The organism is Phyllobacterium sp. CL33Tsu (assembly GCF_900113985.1).
GTDB classification, from domain to species: domain Bacteria; phylum Pseudomonadota; class Alphaproteobacteria; order Rhizobiales; family Rhizobiaceae; genus Phyllobacterium; species Phyllobacterium pellucidum.
In genome coordinates, this window is the sequence record NZ_FORJ01000006.1 from 166,369 (window position 1) to 182,426 (window position 16,058).

General features: G+C 57.8%; 15 protein-coding genes. 12 read left to right on the plus strand and 3 right to left on the minus strand.

The window, feature by feature from the left end; all coding sequences use genetic code 11:
* Positions 1-211: 211 nt before the first annotated feature.
* Positions 212-751, plus strand: coding sequence for a glyoxalase superfamily protein (locus tag BM074_RS19360; protein ID WP_027232685.1), 540 nt, complete (start codon positions 212-214; stop codon positions 749-751).
* A gap of 5 nt (positions 752-756) precedes the next feature.
* Here the strand turns inward: BM074_RS19360 and BM074_RS19365 are convergent, their stop codons facing one another.
* The 3 genes from BM074_RS19365 to BM074_RS19375 are packed head-to-tail and all read right to left on the minus strand — an operon-like array spanning position 757 to position 4,565.
* A complete protein-coding gene (locus BM074_RS19365) occupies positions 757-1,968 on the minus strand; it encodes an energy transducer TonB family protein (protein ID WP_244532977.1) in 1,212 nt (403 codons plus the stop codon).
* Between the two features lie 3 nt (positions 1,969-1,971).
* Positions 1,972-2,421 (minus strand): hypothetical protein, encoded by a 450-nt coding sequence (locus BM074_RS19370; protein WP_091924289.1) that lies wholly within the window; start codon positions 2,419-2,421, stop codon positions 1,972-1,974.
* A 2-nt stretch (positions 2,422-2,423) separates the two neighbouring features.
* Complete coding sequence (locus BM074_RS19375; protein WP_091924292.1) at positions 2,424-4,565, minus strand: TonB-dependent hemoglobin/transferrin/lactoferrin family receptor; 2,142 nt, start codon at positions 4,563-4,565, stop codon at positions 2,424-2,426.
* Positions 4,566-4,795: 230 nt separating this feature from the next.
* Here BM074_RS19375 and BM074_RS19380 point away from each other — a divergent pair, with 230 nt between their 5' ends.
* From BM074_RS19380 to BM074_RS19430, 11 genes are all read left to right on the plus strand, one after another.
* On the plus strand, positions 4,796-5,857 hold the full coding sequence (locus BM074_RS19380; RefSeq protein ID WP_091924293.1) for a hemin-degrading factor: 1,062 nt from the start codon (positions 4,796-4,798) through the stop codon (positions 5,855-5,857).
* 7 nt (positions 5,858-5,864) lie between these two features.
* Positions 5,865-6,743 (plus strand): heme/hemin ABC transporter substrate-binding protein, encoded by an 879-nt coding sequence (locus tag BM074_RS19385; RefSeq protein ID WP_091924462.1) that lies wholly within the window; start codon positions 5,865-5,867, stop codon positions 6,741-6,743.
* 23 nt (positions 6,744-6,766) lie between these two features.
* Positions 6,767-7,855, plus strand: a complete 1,089-nt coding sequence (locus tag BM074_RS19390; protein ID WP_091924465.1) for a FecCD family ABC transporter permease — start codon at positions 6,767-6,769, stop codon at positions 7,853-7,855.
* A 10-nt stretch (positions 7,856-7,865) separates the two neighbouring features.
* Entirely contained in the window at positions 7,866-8,666 is an 801-nt protein-coding gene (locus BM074_RS19395) for a heme ABC transporter ATP-binding protein (protein ID WP_091924296.1), read from the plus strand.
* Positions 8,667-8,892: 226 nt separating this feature from the next.
* Positions 8,893-9,915: a LacI family DNA-binding transcriptional regulator gene (locus BM074_RS19400; protein ID WP_091924298.1), complete on the plus strand. Its 1,023-nt coding sequence runs from the start codon at positions 8,893-8,895 to the stop codon at positions 9,913-9,915.
* Between the two features lie 167 nt (positions 9,916-10,082).
* A complete protein-coding gene (locus BM074_RS19405; RefSeq protein ID WP_091924300.1) occupies positions 10,083-11,096 on the plus strand; it encodes an SIS domain-containing protein in 1,014 nt (337 codons plus the stop codon).
* Positions 11,097-11,176: 80 nt separating this feature from the next.
* Positions 11,177-12,502, plus strand: coding sequence for an ABC transporter substrate-binding protein (locus BM074_RS19410; RefSeq protein ID WP_091924302.1), 1,326 nt, complete (start codon positions 11,177-11,179; stop codon positions 12,500-12,502).
* A gap of 15 nt (positions 12,503-12,517) precedes the next feature.
* Positions 12,518-13,483, plus strand: coding sequence for a carbohydrate ABC transporter permease (locus BM074_RS19415; RefSeq protein WP_091924305.1), 966 nt, complete (start codon positions 12,518-12,520; stop codon positions 13,481-13,483).
* Positions 13,480-14,340 carry a carbohydrate ABC transporter permease gene (locus tag BM074_RS19420; RefSeq protein WP_091924307.1) on the plus strand — a complete coding sequence of 287 codons (861 nt, stop codon included), beginning with the start codon at positions 13,480-13,482 and terminating at the stop codon, positions 14,338-14,340. Before BM074_RS19415 ends, BM074_RS19420 begins: the two co-directional genes overlap by 4 nt.
* Before the next feature lie 12 nt (positions 14,341-14,352).
* Positions 14,353-15,195, plus strand: a complete 843-nt coding sequence (locus tag BM074_RS19425; protein WP_091924310.1) for a sugar phosphate isomerase/epimerase family protein — start codon at positions 14,353-14,355, stop codon at positions 15,193-15,195.
* Complete coding sequence (locus BM074_RS19430) at positions 15,195-16,058, plus strand: PfkB family carbohydrate kinase (RefSeq protein ID WP_091924311.1); 864 nt, start codon at positions 15,195-15,197, stop codon at positions 16,056-16,058. The genes BM074_RS19425 and BM074_RS19430 overlap by 1 nt, the downstream gene beginning before the upstream one ends.

A 16,058-nucleotide genomic window follows, 5' to 3' on the forward strand; every position in this document is an offset into this window, starting at 1 on the left:
AAATATTGCGGGAAACACATTCCCGCCTCCTGACAATTACGATTTCCTTCACTAAAGTGCTCTCATGGCCTGAAGGTGCGCCTGCCGTCCGCACTCCAGAAATGGAGCATGGTGAACGCCTTCGCATAATGTTTCCTGACCTTCCAACGTCGGGCGAAATTATCTGCAACGCGGGCACGGGTATGAATTTCGCCGGATGAAAGGAAACGTTATGCGTGATTACCGCAATGCGAAAGCTATGGCGAAAGTGCTGAGAGATGCATTCGCCGAACGCGAACAGGCCATCAAACAAAGCGAAGCACTCGAGATTGTGGCTCGGCAGTTTGGCCTGGCGAACTGGAACATCCTTGCCGCGCGGATCGATGGCGTGGCGGAAAACAGTGCTATCGCCTTTGAACAGGCTGTCCCAATCGTCAGAATATTCGACGTGGCGAAGGCGCACGAATTCTATCTGGGGTTCCTAGGCTTCAAGGTCGATTGGGAACATCGCTACGGCGACAACTTTCCGCTTTACACGCAAATCTCCCGTGGCGGTCTGCGGCTACACCTGTCCGAACATGCAGGCGATGCAACGCCGGGTGGCAACATGGTTATCTACATGAAGGGGATACGAACGTTCCACGCAGAACTTTCGGCAAAAAACTACCGTTACATGAAGCCTGGACTTCATGACGAGGGCACTCGGCTTGAACTCGAGGTGACCGACCCCTTCAACAATCACATGCGATTCATGGAAGTAACGGACGCGTAATCCACTTAACCGCCAAAGGCGAGGGGAACGTCAAACGCCCAGCTCGAGCGTTTGGCGTCGGCGGGGATCGGAGGGAAGGGCGCAGCACGCCTGACTGTCTCAATCCCCGCCCGATCGACGGCGGGATTGCCAGAACTGCGGCCTACGGCAACGCTCGATACGCTGCCATTATTGGCGACGACGAAGGAAACGATCAACTCACCCCGCAATCGCCCCTGGCGGCGCAAAGCACGCCGAAGCTTGGACGTCACCGTACCCGGATAGTTTGATACCGCCGCATTTCCCTCAACGGTGGACTTTCCTTTGGCGTTGCCATCAGAACTTTTGTCGCCATCGCTCTTGCCGTCGGCAACGCCGACGCGCGCTGTGCGCTCATTCGAGCCATTACGGCCCTGTGCTGCTAGTGGCTTGGATGGCTTAGCCGGCTTTGCTTCGCTCTCTATTTTTGCCGTTCGCTGCACGGGTTTTTGAACCGGGGCGGGGTCGGTCTTCTCGACGATGTGCGGCGCTTCGGCCGAACTCTCGGCAGGCTCTTCAACCGGCTGGACTGCAGCGGTCTTAACGTCCGCCGTCTGCGTTACCGGGGCGACGCTGCTGTGTTCAGACGGAACCTGCACCGCAAGCACTTCCAATGCGTCAGCGGGTGCAACGGTTGCTGGCGTCTCCTCGACGGCCATGACATTTTCTGCCGGTTCAACAGGCTTAATCTCTTCCGCAGGTACCGGTGTCTCAATTGGGGCGTCGCTTGCGGCAGGGGAGGGCGGTACTTCGACATTTTCCACCGGTATCGGGATTGGTGCCTGCATCGATATCAGTGTGACATTGGTCGCATCAGGAAGTTGATCCGGCTCACCTGAGCTGTTCATGTCGACGGCGCCGTCGCCAAGCAAAGACGCCATGGTCTGCTGGCTTCCAGCAATCAGGACTTCGTCTGCGATGAACCCGACCATGAAGAGTACCAGCGCGGCATGAAAGCCGCACGACAGAAGGAGCTTGCGATACCAGCTTGTTGCGACAGGCACCGGCGTGCTTGACAGGCTTTCGCCTGCGTTGGCATCCGGTGAAAGTTCCATCGCCGACGCGCCCGGTAGTTGCTGATGCTCTTCGGGATGCGCGTAGGAGAGGAGCAGACTGGTATCGGAGACAAGATGCAGCGCTGGCGGTTCCGCCAGCCTGACAGGCTGGGGCTCGGAACGAAATGCCAGCGCGTAGGCCATCACTCAGCTCCCGAACTGCACCGATGATTTGGTGATGGGCTTCAACTGCCGAATACAGGCTTTCGGGTCGATCCCGGCGCCGGAGCACTCCGTAGCGTCGTTGATGAGGACACGCGTCACCTTGGCACAGTCCGTGTCGCCGAGATCGAAGCGCCGCACCTTGGTCTTGCCTTCGGGGAGATCCTTGAAGTCAAGGACCGTGATGCGGTCGACGACGTTCGCTTCGTTGAACAGCGCGATCTCAAAGGCGGCCTTGTCGAGCGGAGCTTTGAGGTTATTGCTGACGACGAAGGTAAGGCGGCAGCCCTTTTCGGAGGGCTGCAGTGCATTCAATTCAAGAGTCAGGGCTGGCGCCGGGGTGGACTCTTCCCCCGACGCCAGCCCCGTTGCGGCAAGAAGTGATATGGCTGTAACAGCGGTCATGCTAAAGCCAAGACTTGCTGCAAATTTCATGGTTACCATCCAAATTGTTTGGCCAAGGTGAGTTTGAAGGTCCGGCCCTTGGCATCTGTGCCGGACAGATTCTCGCGATATTGCCGATCGAAGATGTTCTCGACAGCGAAGCGGGCTTCGAAACCGGCATATTTGCCGTCTGCGGGCTTCCAGCTTGTGAAGATGTCGTGAACGCCGTAGCCCGGTGTCGGCTGGCCGGTGAAGCCTGTATCGGTGTGAGCGGCGAATTGGCCGCGCCAGCCATACTCCACGCCATAATCAACCATCCGGCCGCCAACAGTCATCGTCAGTTGCTGCGCGGGGATCGTTGTCAGCGGAGCACCCGTCTGCTCGTCCTCGCCCTTTATGTTGCTGTAGGCGAGGCGAGTGAAGAAGACCTCAGCGTCATAGGACCCTTCGACTTCAACGCCATAAATTTTCGCTTCGGCGATGTTAACGTAGTAGGTGACGGGCAAGCGGCTGCGGTTGTTTGGATTGGTGCTGATGAGGTTGCGGATCTGGTTGTAGAACCCGGTGGTCTTCAGTTGCAACGTATCGCCGGCCCGCATCAGATCGTAACCGGCGACAGAAAAGCCGGCTTCGTAATTGTTCGACGTCTCCTTCTCGAGATCCAGGCTGGCAGCGCGACCGCCAGGATAGGTCCCGCGTCCAGGACCCGACGTTGAGTAGAACTCATCGATGGTCGGGAACCGTTCCGTGTGGGCCACCGACCCGAACACCGAGAAGCTGTCGTTGAATTTGTAAAGCGCTGCAAGCTTCGGCGAAATTGCATCATCCGAGGTGTCTTCGGCACTGGCGATACCTTCGCCCGGCGATGTGTCGCGGTAGTCATAACGGATGCCGGGGATCAAGGTCAGCTTTTCCCGCCACACGAATTCGTCCTGGGCGTAGAACCCGTACTTGTTCTCGGTTCCCTCAGGATGGAACAGAATCGGCCCAGGCCGGACACCGCCGAGCGATTCGGCGTCGCGATCCTGACGGCTGATTTGCGTGCCGATCGTCAGGTAGTTCTCGAAATCGTCAGCCTTGTACTCAAAGGTATTCTCGAGACGAGCCTGCAACGTCTGGTACGAATAATCCGAATCGTCGAACAGCTGGTCGGGCATGCCTATTCCCGAAGCATTGGTCTGTTCGTTCGCAGTGTCCGAATAGGAGAGTTCGAACTTGAGATTGAGCCATGGATTGTCGCTGGCGGGATTCTCGTAGCTGAAGACGGCCGTCTGGTCAGTCACCTTGCGATCGACTGTTCCAAAATCAAAATTGTCGGTCTGTGAATAGGCCTGGTCGTCGCCGCTGCCCTGCCAGCGCTGATAGGATAGGCGGATGGTCTGTTCGTTACCATCACCGAAACGATAGGTGCCTTTCGCCAGACCCGACCAGGATTCGAAATTCGAACCCTGGATCGTGTCGCCATCGCCGTCCTTGTAATCGTCGCCCTGGCGATAATTGCCCATCCCGAGGAACTCGAAATTCTCATTCAGGCGCGTCGCATAAATGGTTGAGCCGAGAATGCCCGTACCATTGGAATCATAGGCGCTCTTTACGCGCACGGAATTGTTCTGACCGTTCACCAGAAAATCTGCCGCGTCTTTCGTCGTCAGATTGATGACACCGCCGAGGGCCCCGGAACCGTAGAGGGTAGACGAAGCCGGTCCGCGAAGGACTTCGACTTGCTTGTAAAGCTCGGGATCGCTGAAAAAGGATCCCATGCGGTACTGCTCGTAGAATTTGGGCGTGCCATCGACATTGATGATGATCTTCGATTCGTCCGCCGCAGCAGCTCCGCCGATACCGCGGATATTGAACGCCTCCCCAAAAATGCGGTCGCTGCCGATGGCGGTGACACCGGGCACGTCGCGCAGCGTATCGCCAATCGTCGTGGGCTGGTCCTGATCCATCTGTTCCTGATCGACCACGGTAACAGCCTGCGGCGTATCGATCGCGATCTTGTCGACGCCGGCGCCGATCACCAGTCGCTGCAGCAGCGTCACGCGACCCTTCTTTGCAGCTTCACCCACGGGCTGTTGCGCCCCCGGTTGTACATTTGCCGTGGCCTGCTGCGCCTCCGCAACCGTCGAGCCAATCATTACCATCAGCGCCGCTCCGCCGAGCAGAGCAGCCGTATTCCGTGCAATAAGCCCCATAATTACCCATTCTCTCCAGAGTCTGAATGCTGGCTGGCTTAAAGGCGCTCTTGAAAAAGCTCATTGCTCGCTTGCAAACGATTGTTTCTAGAAGGTCATTTCAAATCTTGACTGGTTGACTCTTCTTTGTGTTGAGTAATAAAGGTGACTTTAAGAGTCAAGTTTGAAAAATGGCATTCTTGCCCACTTCAGACTTTCATTCGAGAACAAAACATCAAGGGGCGCTCGCCATGGCTGAACCAGTAAAATCTACTCCCGAAACCATTCGGCAGGCTCGTGCTGAAAATCCGAAAATGCGCGAGCGCGACCTTGCGCAGCAGCTCGGCGTCTCGGAAGCCGAGCTCGTCGCTGCCTATTGCGGAATCAGCGTCGTGCGCATCAGCCCGCGCATCGAGACGTTTCTGACCGACATTGCTTCACTTGGCGAAGTAATGGCGCTTACCCGTAACGAAAGCGCCGTGCATGAGAAGATCGGCACTTACGAAAACGCCCATGTCAGCAAACATGCCAGTATGGTTCTCGGCGAACAGATCGACATGCGAATCTTCCAGGGCCATTGGGCCCATGGTTTTGCAGTTTGCAAGAAAGACGAGGACGGTACCGTGCGCCGCAGCCTGCAATTCTTCGACGCAGCGGGCGAAGCAATACACAAGATTCATTTGCGGCCTGCTTCCAGCCTCGAGGCGTATGAAGAACTGGTCGCCAGGCTGCGCCTCGACGACCAAACGCAGACGATCGAACTGACTTCATTGCCCGAAATCGAGGAAAAGACACTGGCGATCGAAGAGCTCGACGCATCCAGCCTGCGTGATCGCTGGGAGAAAATGCGCGACGTCCACGAATTCTTCGGCATATTGCGGTCGTTGAGCATGACGCGCCACCAGGCGGTGCAAGTCATCGGCGACGATTTCGCTTGGCGTCTAGACGCGCAAACGGTGACCACGATGCTGCACCAGGCGGCCGAGCGCGAAATGCCGATCATGTGCTTTGTCGGCAATCGCGGTTGCATTCAAATTCACAGCGGTCCGGTCCATGCGGTCAAGCCTATGGGACCCTGGATCAACATACTCGACGAGACGTTTCACATGCATCTGCGGACCGATCATATCGCCGAAATATGGGCCGTACGTAAGCCGACTAAAGATGGCCACGTAACATCCCTGGAGGCTTACGATGCGAAAGGCGCGTTGATCGTGCAGTTTTTCGGCAAGCGGGCCGAAGGATCGGGCGAACGCAGCGACTGGCGCGACCTTGTGGAAAATCTTCCGAACCTCATGCATGCGGCGGCGTGAGGCGACCATGACACTCAGGACAATTGTCTGCGCCGGCCTCCTGTTGGCAACGCTTGGCGTGCCAGGCCGGGCCGAAGAGGTTACTGGAGCGCTGCCCGATGCGAGCCGTATTGTGTCGATCGGCGATTCGATAACCGAGATCATCTATGCGCTGGGCGAAGAGTCGCGGCTCGTCGGCAGGGACTCGACGAGTACGTTCCCTGATGCAGCGACCAAGCTTCCCGACATCGGTTACATGCGCGCACTGTCTCCCGAGGGCGTGCTCTCGATCAATCCGACAGCAATCATCGCCGTTGAAGGCAGCGGACCAAAAGAGACGATCGATGTCCTGAAGAAGGCGAGCGTTCCCATGGTCTCCGTGCCCGAGAGCTATTCGGGCCCGGGCATTGTCGGCAAAGTCGAGGTGGTCGGCAAGGCGCTTGGAGCCGAGGCCAAAGCGAAAGCGCTTGCCGGCGAACTTGAAAAGAAGCTCGCATCAGCTGCGGCCGAGACCAAGGATATTCAGGAGCGCAAACGGGTCCTGTTCATCCTCAGCGCGCAGGGCGGCAAGATCCTTAGTTCCGGCACCAAGACCGCTGCCAACGGGATCATCGAACTTGCAGGGGCCGAGAATGCGATCAGCGGCTTTGAGGGCTACAAGCCGCTGACCGACGAGGCGATCATTACCGCAAAACCGGATGTCATTCTCGTCATGGACAGGGGAGGGGATCATGCGGCCGCCAACGCTGACCTGCTTGCCAACAAGGCCATTGCCGCGACTCCGGCCGGCGCTTCGAAATCGATTATACGCATGAACGGGCAATATCTCCTCGGTTTCGGTCCACGCACGCCCAACGCCGTGCATGACCTTGCCAAGGCAATTTATGGCGACAAACTCAGCCAATGAGCAAAGCCTTGACCATAAAACTCATGGGGCGGCGCCAGACATCGACGAGGCACCTCGCCGATGGCGATCGATCCCATCTGGCAAGGGCAGTCATCGTCATCTTGTGTGGCTGCCTTCTGGCTTCCATGGCGTTCAGCCTTACGGCCGGCGCATCGGATGCGTCTGCTCTTTCAGTGCTCTCCAGTTTATTCTCCGCTTCGCAGGATAGTCTGGACGCGGTATCGCTCCGCGACCGGATCATCGTCTACGACATCAGATTGCCGCGGGTCATCCTTGGCGCACTGATCGGTGCCTCACTTGCAGTGTCCGGGGCGGTGATGCAGGGCCTCTTCCGCAATCCCCTCGCCGATCCCGGCATTGTCGGGGTCTCGGCTGGCGCAGGACTTGGCGCGGTGAGCATGATCGTGCTTGGCGGCACGGCGCTCGCGCCCATGATCGCATTCTTCGGTAGTTACGCCCTGCCGCTTGCAGCGTTTGCAGGCGCCTTGAGTTTCACTGCGATTCTCTACCGGGTAGCGACCCGGCGCGGACAAACGTCGATCGCGACGATGCTGCTCGCCGGCATCGCGCTCGGCGCCATGGCCGGCGCCTATATGGGCATACTTGTCTATGTCGCCGATGACAGGCAGTTGCGTGATCTCACCTTCTGGGGGCTTGGTTCCCTTGCCGGCGCGAGTTGGATCAAGATCGCGGCAGCCGGACCGTTCATCATCGTCTCGCTGCTTGCCTCCCCGTTCCTCGCGCAAGGCCTGAACGGGCTCGCCCTCGGTGAAGCATCCGCCGGCCACCTCGGCATTCCGGTGCAAAGGCTGAAGTATGTTGCCATCGTCACAGTCGCCGCGGCGACCGGCGCATCCGTTGCAGTCAGCGGTGGCATAGGCTTTGTGGGGATTGTCGTACCGCATCTTCTGCGCATCGTTATCGGCCCGGATCACCGCTACCTCCTGCCAGCCGCGGCGCTGCTCGGCGCATGCATGCTGCTGCTTGCCGATACGGTGAGCCGGACGATCGTGGCACCCTCGGAACTGCCGATAGGCATTGTCACAGCCGCTGTTGGAGCACCATTCTTCCTCTGGACATTGCTGCGCAGACGCGGCATCCTCGATCTCTAGGACCCGCACAATGGCGAATTCCCATTGCATTGACGTGAGCGACGTAACTGTCTTCCTTGGCCGCAAAAAGATCATCGACTGCGCTGCTTTCACGGCTGAAGCCGGAAAATTCACCGTCGTCGTAGGGCCGAACGGATCGGGCAAGACGACTTTGCTTCGGGCGATGGCGGGCGACCTGCCATTTACGGGCCGCATCAGCCTCAACGGTACACCGATCGACAGGATGAAACCCTGGCAGATGGCTGCCGCGCGCGCCATCCTGCCGCAAGCCACCTCGCTCTCATTTCCGTTCACCGTCCGGGAAATCGTCAAGCTGGGAGTGATCGCCGGTCGTACCGGTGCAGGGGCGGCAAGAGATTTGCCGGATCTTGCGCTGGACCTTGTGGATCTTGCCGGATTCGGCGGCCGGTTCTACCAGGAGCTCTCAGGCGGCGAGCAACAGCGTGTGCAACTTGCCCGCGTTCTCTGCCAGGTATGGCAACCCGTGCTTGACGGACAGCCGCGTTTTCTTTTCCTCGATGAGCCGGTCTCGAGCCTGGACATCAAGCATCAGCTGATCATCATGCGGATCGCGCGCGACTTTGCTGAACGCGGGGGAGGGGTCGTTGCGATCCTGCATGATCTCAATCTGACCGCGATGTACGGCGACAAGGTCGTTATCATGAATCGCGGTCATACCGATTGCGTCGGCACGCCGGCCGAGGTGCTCACGGACGAGCGCATCCTGCGTGTCTATGATTGTGCGCTGAAGGTCGGCGCATTTCCGGCGCCGGGCACGCCGTTTGTCCTGCCGCATTCCGTATTGTCCTGAATAGTAGCCGCACGCAAGACGGAACCTTGGGCTCAGGCAGCACCCGGGCAAAACCGTCCCCGTCGCAAAGGCGACATTTCACAGCATAATTTATTTCTGGTTGCATGAAGCGGAGACTCGCTCTCCCTTCGATGCCGAATTCTATCGCGCCCCGCCTATGCTAACCGGCATCCCGAGGATAAAAGGGGCGAAAGCGGCGCACTATTCGTGCTTCGAGAAGGTTGAAATGGCTCAGAAACCAGCGACGTTGAAGGATGTGGCAGCTTTTGCGAACGTCTCCCGTGCGACGGCTGCCCGTGCGCTCAACAGCTATGGTTACGTTGGCGACGAGACCGCGCAGCGCGTCCAGGAAGCGGCGGAAAAGCTGGGTTACAGGGGCAATCGCCTGGCACAGGCGCTGCGCAACGGCCAATTGCCGATCATCGGCTGCATTCTCGGTGACATTCAGAATCCATTTTTCGCCCGGATCGCGCACGATATCGAGGCTTTGGCGCGTCGAAGCCGGTACAATCTGATTATCGGCAGCAGCGAAGAGCAACTGGAACAGGAAGTCTCCTTGCTGGCGAGCCTGCAATCCCTGAGCATACGCGGCTTCATCGTCGCGCCGACATCGGACGAGAACAACATCCATCTTAAGCGCCTGATCGAGGAAAACGTCCCGCTGGTGCTGATCGACCGTGTTGTGCAAGGAATCGATTGCGACAGTGTCGTCGTCGATAATGAAGGCGGAGCGCGCAAGGCCATCGAATACCTCATCGCCATGGGCCACCGACGTATCGGCCTTCTGCAGGACGATACGCGCATCTTCACGTCGCGCGCACGCCTGAGCGGCTATCAGAGCGCGCTTGTCGCCGCAGGCATCAACCCGGACGACAGGATGATTTCCGTATCCCAATCGACAGTCGAACACGCGATCGATGCGACCATTCGACTGTTCAGCCAGAAATCGCCACCGACTGCACTCTTCACCGTCGACAGTTTGATGACCCAAGGCGCGCTGTTGGCCTTTCGTTCGATGGGAATCTCCATCCCCCATGACGTGTCGCTCATCGGATTCGACGACTTCAACCTGGCGACATTTACCGATCCGCAGATCACAGTCGTTGCACAGCCGGTGTCGGAAATCGGCCTTGCTGCGGCCCGGCTCCTTTTTGAACGGCTCTCCGGACATAACCGCCAGACAAGACAAATTCGCTTTGAAACCAAGCTGTTGGTCAGAGGTTCGGTGAGCCGTCGACAGGACGTTTGAGCCACACCGCCCATCTCAGCAAAAAAATATTCCAACCCACTTGTCAGCGTGAAATTCTTGTGCGCTAAATATGTGTGAGATCGATCTCACATTGTCTTAACGAACATTCGCGCAAGACGGTACCTCGCTCTCCAGCGGTGTTGATATGCGCAAACGGGAAGGTTCTAATGCTCAACTTCGATAAAGATCGCTTTGTGAAGATACAAAGTGGCGCAGTCGCAATCGCCGATGACGTGCGCGCCCTGGTGCGCAAGCTGCTCGACGATGGCCTCGAACGGATTTTCTTCATGGGCACGGGCGGCGTGCAGTTTCTGACGCAGCCGGCGATCGAGCTTGCCCGGAACGGAACTGTTTTCCCGGTCTCGGCGGCATTTCCGGCGCAGGTCGTTCTCGAAGCGCCGGCTGGCCTTGATGAACGGGCGCTCGTCATTCTTCCGTCGCTATCGGGAACAACCAAGGAAAGCGTCCAGCTTATGGCTTTCCTGAAGGAACGCGGCGTCAAGACGCTTTCCCTCACCGGGCATAAGAACACGCCTCTCGGCCTCGATGCGGACTACAATTTCACCAACTTCGCCGAAGACGATACATCCTCGGAATCGTTCTACCTGCAAACTCTCCTGATCGTTCTCGCCCTGCTGGCTGAGCGTGGTGAATTTGCGGACTTCGATGCAACTGTGGCAGAGCTTAAGAAGCTGCCGGAATTGCTCGTATCGGTGAAGGAAGATTACGAGGCTGGCGCTGCCGCGCTCGCCCAGGAAATCAAGGACGAGACCTATCACATCTTCACCGGCGCAGGTTCGGTCTGGCCGGAAGCGCATTATTACGGGATGTGCATCCTTGAGGAAATGCAGTGGATCCGCACACGTCCGGTTCATGCGTCCGATTTCTTCCACGGCACGCTCGAATTGGTCGAGCCCGGTGTCAGCCTGTTCATCTTCAAAGGTGAGGATGCCTGCCGCCCACTGACCGATCGCGTCGAAAACTTCGCAAAACGCTATACCGACAAGGTCCGGGTTCTGGACGCAGCCGCTGCCAAGCTGCCGGGAATTTCCGAGAATACGCGCAAGCTGATCTCTCCGATCATCCTCGCCACCATGCTGGAGCGTCTGAGCGCCCATCTCGAAGTTTTGCGCGACCATCCGCTGACAACGCGCCGCTATTACAAGCGCGTCGAGTATTGAGATTGTCCCGATCCGATCAAGTCGGATCGGGATTGATTCATTCACAGAAACGAAAGATCAAAAAAGAGAGGAACTGCGAAATGAAAAGCACCACGTTTTTAAGCACGACGAGTCTCGCTTCTTTCATGGCGGCCGGATTGATTGCCGGCAGCGCAAGTGTCGCGCTGGCAAAAGACCCGGTCGTAGCGGATCCGGATGCAAAAGTTGAATATTCGGGCACACTCAGCATTCTCACCAAGTTCGGTCTGCAGCAGCTTTCTCCGTTTTTCGTCGATGCCGCCAAGGAATATGAAAAGCTTCATCCAGGCGTCAAAGTCGAACTTATTCAGGAGAGCGACGACAGCGTGAAGGGCAAGACGAAAGCTCTCGTTGCGTCCAATTCCTTGCCTGATATCTATTTCTCCTGGACCGGCAGCTGGGGCGAAAACTTCGTCCGCGGCAATCGCGCGGTCGACCTTAGCAAGGTGATCGGTCCCGATACCGCCTGGGGCAAGCAACTTGCCGGCGCCGCAGTCAGCGCCTTCCAGTACAATGGCAAGCTCTATGGCATTCCGCTCTATCTCGACGCCAAGTTCATGGGCTACAGCAAGCCGCTGTTCGAAAAAGCCGGCGTTTCCGAACCCAAGACCTTCGATGAATTGCTCACCGCCTGCGCGGCTCTGCACAAGTCGGGTGTTACACCGATCTCCTTCGGCAACAAGGAAGGCTGGCCGGCGGTTCATTATGCCGGTCAACTGCTCTCCTATAACGTGCCGCAGGCGACGCTCGAAAAGGATTTCACGCCGGCCACGGCCGACTACTCCGATCCGGGCTATGTGCTGAGCCTGACCCAGTTCAAGCAGTTGATCGATGAATGTTCGGATGGTTCCGGGACGAACGGCTCGTCCTATGCATCGGCGCTGCAGCAGTTCTCCAATGCCAAGTCGGCCATGTACTATCAGGAAATCATCGAGTTCGATCAGAGCACTGCCGACGGCGCCTTGAAGCGGGACGATTTCGGCTACTTCAAACTGCCGGCACCGAAGGACGCAAAGGGCGACGTGAAGTCGATCGAAGGAGCGCCGGAAGGTTACATGATCAATGCCGCTTCGAAGAACATCCCGCTTGCGATCGACTTCATGAAGTTCGTCACTTCTGCAGATAATGGCAAGGTTCTGTCGGCTCCGCCTTATGGCCAGCCGAGTGCGACCGTCGGAGGATATTCCGCCGATACGATGAACCCGGCGGTCGTCGGTGGCCTGAAAGTTATCGCGGACTCTTCCTATCTCATGCCCTGGCTCGATACGGCCAACCCACCACGCGTGGCGGCTGCCTGGCTTTCGGGCCTGCAGGCACTCATCGGCGGCTCGCAGACTCCCGAGCAGGTCATGGAACAGGTGAAGAAAGCTGCGGCTTCTTCAAAGTAAGAAAGCTCTCAGACAATGACTGTCGTGAAGCATGACTATAAGGGTGAAGCCGCCGCGATCGGCTTCACCCTGCGGAGGAAAGCCGGGAATGATCAGACCAGCCCCTTGTCGGGCTTGCTGTCGTTCCGCTGGGTGCTGGTCGCATTCGTTCTGATCCTTTGGTTCGTCTATTATCCAATCATCGACAACTTCATCGTCAGCACGAAAAACCAGGATATTTTCACCGGCGAAACCGCCTTTGTCGGCCTCGACAACTATCGCCGGCTCCAGAGCGATCCGATCGTCTGGACCGCGATCCTCAACAACACGCTTTATGCGGTCATCTCGATTGTTTTTCAGGTATTTGGCGCATTCGTGCTCGCTGCGCTCATCGAGGGTCTCGACAACGAAAGATGGCGCAGGTTCTGGCGCGCCGTCTATTTCATCCCCTCGGCGATTTCGATCACCGTCACCGGCCTGCTATTCTACTTCATCTATCAGCCGGACATCGGTCTGCTTGACTCCTTTCTCACACAGATTGGCCTCGGGAATTGGTCGCGGGCGTGGCTCGGCGAAGAGCATACGGCGATCTATGCAATCATAGCCATGAGCCAATGGCAGGGTTTCGGCTATTCGACGCTGTTGTTCGGCATTGCGATCCAGAAGATACCGCGCGAACTCTACGATGCGGCGATCATGGACGGGGCTGGCACCTGGCGGCGGCTGTGGAACATCACCATGCCTCTGACACGCGAGATGACAGGCCTGATGGTCATTGTCACGATCACCGGCGCCTTCCAGGTTTTCAACGAGGTCATGGTCATGACGGCCGGCGGTCCGAACAATTCCAGCCAGGTGCTTGGAACCTGGCTCTATCAACAGGGCTTCATCGAAAACGACTTTGGATATGGCGCCGCCGTGGCAACCGTGATCTTCGTCATCACCTTGCTGACCGGCTTCGCCCAGCTCTGGTACACAAGGAAGCGGAGGGTGCATCTGTGAGCGTCACCCTTCAATCCAGTGAGAGGGAACCGGTCGATTTCGTGTCGGCGCTGGCAAAGGTCTGCCTTGTCACCTTTCTTGTCAGCCTCGGTGTCATCGTCATCTATCCATTGATCTGGATGGCCCTGAACGGCTTCAAGAGCAACTCGGAGATCTTCGGCAATCCGTTTGCGCTTCCGACCAGCTTTACGATCGGAAACTATATCTCTGCGTGGAACCAGGGCATCCGCAATTACATTGCGACGAGCATAATCGTGACGCTTGGTTCCGCCATCTGCACCGTTCTCGTAAGCGCGTGGACCGCATACGGCCTGACCCGGTCAAGCTTGCCCGGGAAGCCTTATTTCGTGGGCATCGTGCTTGGCGGTCTCATGCTCAGCCCGACTGTCGCGGTAATCCCGCTGGTGCGCATGATGCAGGATCTCGGCCTCTACAATACCTATTGGGCGCTGATCATTCTTTATACAGCCTTCCGCATCCCGTTCACGACCTTTCTCATTCGCGCCTACATGCTCGGACTCCCACGCGATCTCGATGAAGCAGCGATCATGGACGGCGCGACCGAGGGCCAGATCTTCTGGAAGGTGATCCTGCCGCTGTGCAAGCCGATACTTGTATCCTGTGTCATCCTGCATGTGCTTTTCGCCTGGAATGAATATCTCTTCGCGATGATTTTCACGAGCGGCGCAGACTTGCAGACACTGCCTGTCGGCCTGACATCGATCATGGCGAAACACGGAACCAATTACGCCATCGTCTTCGCTGCGATGACATTATCGGCACTTCCCATCGTCATTGTTTTCTTCGCCGCGCAGCGCTTCTTCATCCGGGGCCTCGCCGAAGGCATCGGCAAGTAAGGGGAGTGGGAAATGTTGAGACGTGAACAACTCATCGGAGCAAATTTCTCCTTTCAGCACCACCCGTTCCGGTGGGTTGCGGAGCAGCTGCGCCGGATGGGATTCAGCCGCATGGAGCTTTGGGGAATTGCTCCCCACCTCGACCTCTTCAACGATAGCAATTCGCGCCTGAGAGAAGTGAAGGCCGTCCTCGTCGACAATCAGTTGTCGGTTCACTGCTTCACGCCGGAACAGGTGCTCTATCCCATCAACATCGCATCGGGCGACGACACCTATCGCGCAAAGAGCGTGGAGCGCTTTCTCCATGCTGCCGATATTTGTGCTGAACTTGGTGCGAAATACCTGTTTCTGACACCGGGCCGCGGGTTCGAAAGTGAAAGCCGCGAGCGTGCCTGGGCTCGCTCGATCGAGTCGGTCAACACGATTGCCCGGCACGCCAGGAGCAACGGGGTTGCCTGTCTTCTGGAGCCACTGCAACGTACCGAGAGCAATATCGTCAACAATGCGGATGAGCTCTTTGCCTTCTGGCGCGAGCTCGACGCAGATAATGTCGACGCCGTTCTCGATATCGTGGCCATGGCAACCGCGAAGGACAGCGTCGGCGCCTATGTCGAGAAGTTTGGCGAGCGCCTTTCCCATGTTCACATCGTTGACGGGACGCCGGCCGGCCATCTGGTCTGGGGCGATGGCAACCTGCCATTGCACGACTATCTCGCCGAACTCGATGCGAGTTCCTTTACAGGGACCCTTACCTTCGAACCCTTCGGCAATGGATCTTATGCGCTCGATCCCGTTTCGGCCTGGCAACGTTGTCTGACCGCGATTGCTCCTCTTCTTGATCGTGCGGAGCAATGATGCAGAACGCCAGTCCAACGCTGATTGCTGTCGGCGACAATTGCCTTGATGCCTACCTGAGCAAAGGCTTCGTCACGGTGGGAGGAAATGCGCTCAATGTCGCGGTTCAATGGCAACGACAGGGCCACAATGCGCGCTATTTCGGCGCCCTCGGCCATGATGAAGAAGCCGGGATCATGCTCGACGAGATCGAACGTATCGGCCTCGCTCCGGGCGACGTGGAATTGCTGACAGGGAGTTCCGCGGTAACCCTCCTTGCCGACGATGCCGGCGAGCGGCGCTTCCTGCTCGAGTCCCTCGGCGTCGGGGCAGACTATTTCCCCAAGGGCGAACATTATGATGCGCTGCTGCGGGCCGACTGGGTCCATCTCGGCACAAATGCGAGCGAAAAGCTGGTGCGCCGGCTTGTAGCGGATGGCGTAAGGTTCAGCGTCGACCTGTCGACGCGACACTTCGATTTGCCGCTGGATAATGTACCGCTGGTTTTTGCGTCAGGTCCAGACGATCCGGACGAACCGGTCAAGCCGCTCATCGAAAAGTTCAAGCGGGCAGGGGCCCGCGAAGTCGTGGTCACATGCGGCAAGCGCGGCTCCTTCTACGATAATGGCAGCGCTCTGTTCTTCGCGGATTCCGTCCCGGTATCTGTCGTTGATACCTGCGGCGCCGGCGACAGCTTCATCGCAACATTCATCGTTAGCCGCTTTCTTGAAGGCTGCTCGGAGGAAACCGCGCTTAATCGTTCGGCCGTGCGGGCTGCGGAAACCTGTACGCATCTCGGCGGGTTTCCGCAGGCGATCCTGCCTATACCGCAATGGCTTCTCGACAAATACGACAGCGTCATCCGTACCGCGCAAAGGGCTTGA

What these genes read in the sequence shown, in the direction of transcription:
- BM074_RS19385 (WP_091924462.1), top strand. Translation starts at nt 5,865, where the DNA reads ATGACACTCAGGACAATTGTCTGCGCCGGCCTCCTGTTGGCAACGCTT.
- BM074_RS19370 (WP_091924289.1), bottom strand. Translation starts at nt 2,421, where the DNA reads ATGAAATTTGCAGCAAGTCTTGGCTTTAGCATGACCGCTGTTACAGCC.
- BM074_RS19410 (WP_091924302.1), top strand. Translation starts at nt 11,177, where the DNA reads ATGAAAAGCACCACGTTTTTAAGCACGACGAGTCTCGCTTCTTTCATG.
- BM074_RS19360 (WP_027232685.1), top strand. Translation starts at nt 212, where the DNA reads ATGCGTGATTACCGCAATGCGAAAGCTATGGCGAAAGTGCTGAGAGAT.
- BM074_RS19365 (WP_244532977.1), bottom strand. Translation starts at nt 1,968, where the DNA reads ATGGCCTACGCGCTGGCATTTCGTTCCGAGCCCCAGCCTGTCAGGCTG.
- BM074_RS19375 (WP_091924292.1), bottom strand. Translation starts at nt 4,565, where the DNA reads ATGGGGCTTATTGCACGGAATACGGCTGCTCTGCTCGGCGGAGCGGCG.
- BM074_RS19405 (WP_091924300.1), top strand. Translation starts at nt 10,083, where the DNA reads ATGCTCAACTTCGATAAAGATCGCTTTGTGAAGATACAAAGTGGCGCA.
- BM074_RS19380 (WP_091924293.1), top strand. Translation starts at nt 4,796, where the DNA reads ATGGCTGAACCAGTAAAATCTACTCCCGAAACCATTCGGCAGGCTCGT.
- BM074_RS19390 (WP_091924465.1), top strand. Translation starts at nt 6,767, where the DNA reads ATGGGGCGGCGCCAGACATCGACGAGGCACCTCGCCGATGGCGATCGA.
- BM074_RS19430 (WP_091924311.1), top strand. Translation starts at nt 15,195, where the DNA reads ATGCAGAACGCCAGTCCAACGCTGATTGCTGTCGGCGACAATTGCCTT.
- BM074_RS19425 (WP_091924310.1), top strand. Translation starts at nt 14,353, where the DNA reads ATGTTGAGACGTGAACAACTCATCGGAGCAAATTTCTCCTTTCAGCAC.
- BM074_RS19400 (WP_091924298.1), top strand. Translation starts at nt 8,893, where the DNA reads ATGGCTCAGAAACCAGCGACGTTGAAGGATGTGGCAGCTTTTGCGAAC.
- BM074_RS19395 (WP_091924296.1), top strand. Translation starts at nt 7,866, where the DNA reads ATGGCGAATTCCCATTGCATTGACGTGAGCGACGTAACTGTCTTCCTT.
- BM074_RS19415 (WP_091924305.1), top strand. Translation starts at nt 12,518, where the DNA reads ATGACTGTCGTGAAGCATGACTATAAGGGTGAAGCCGCCGCGATCGGC.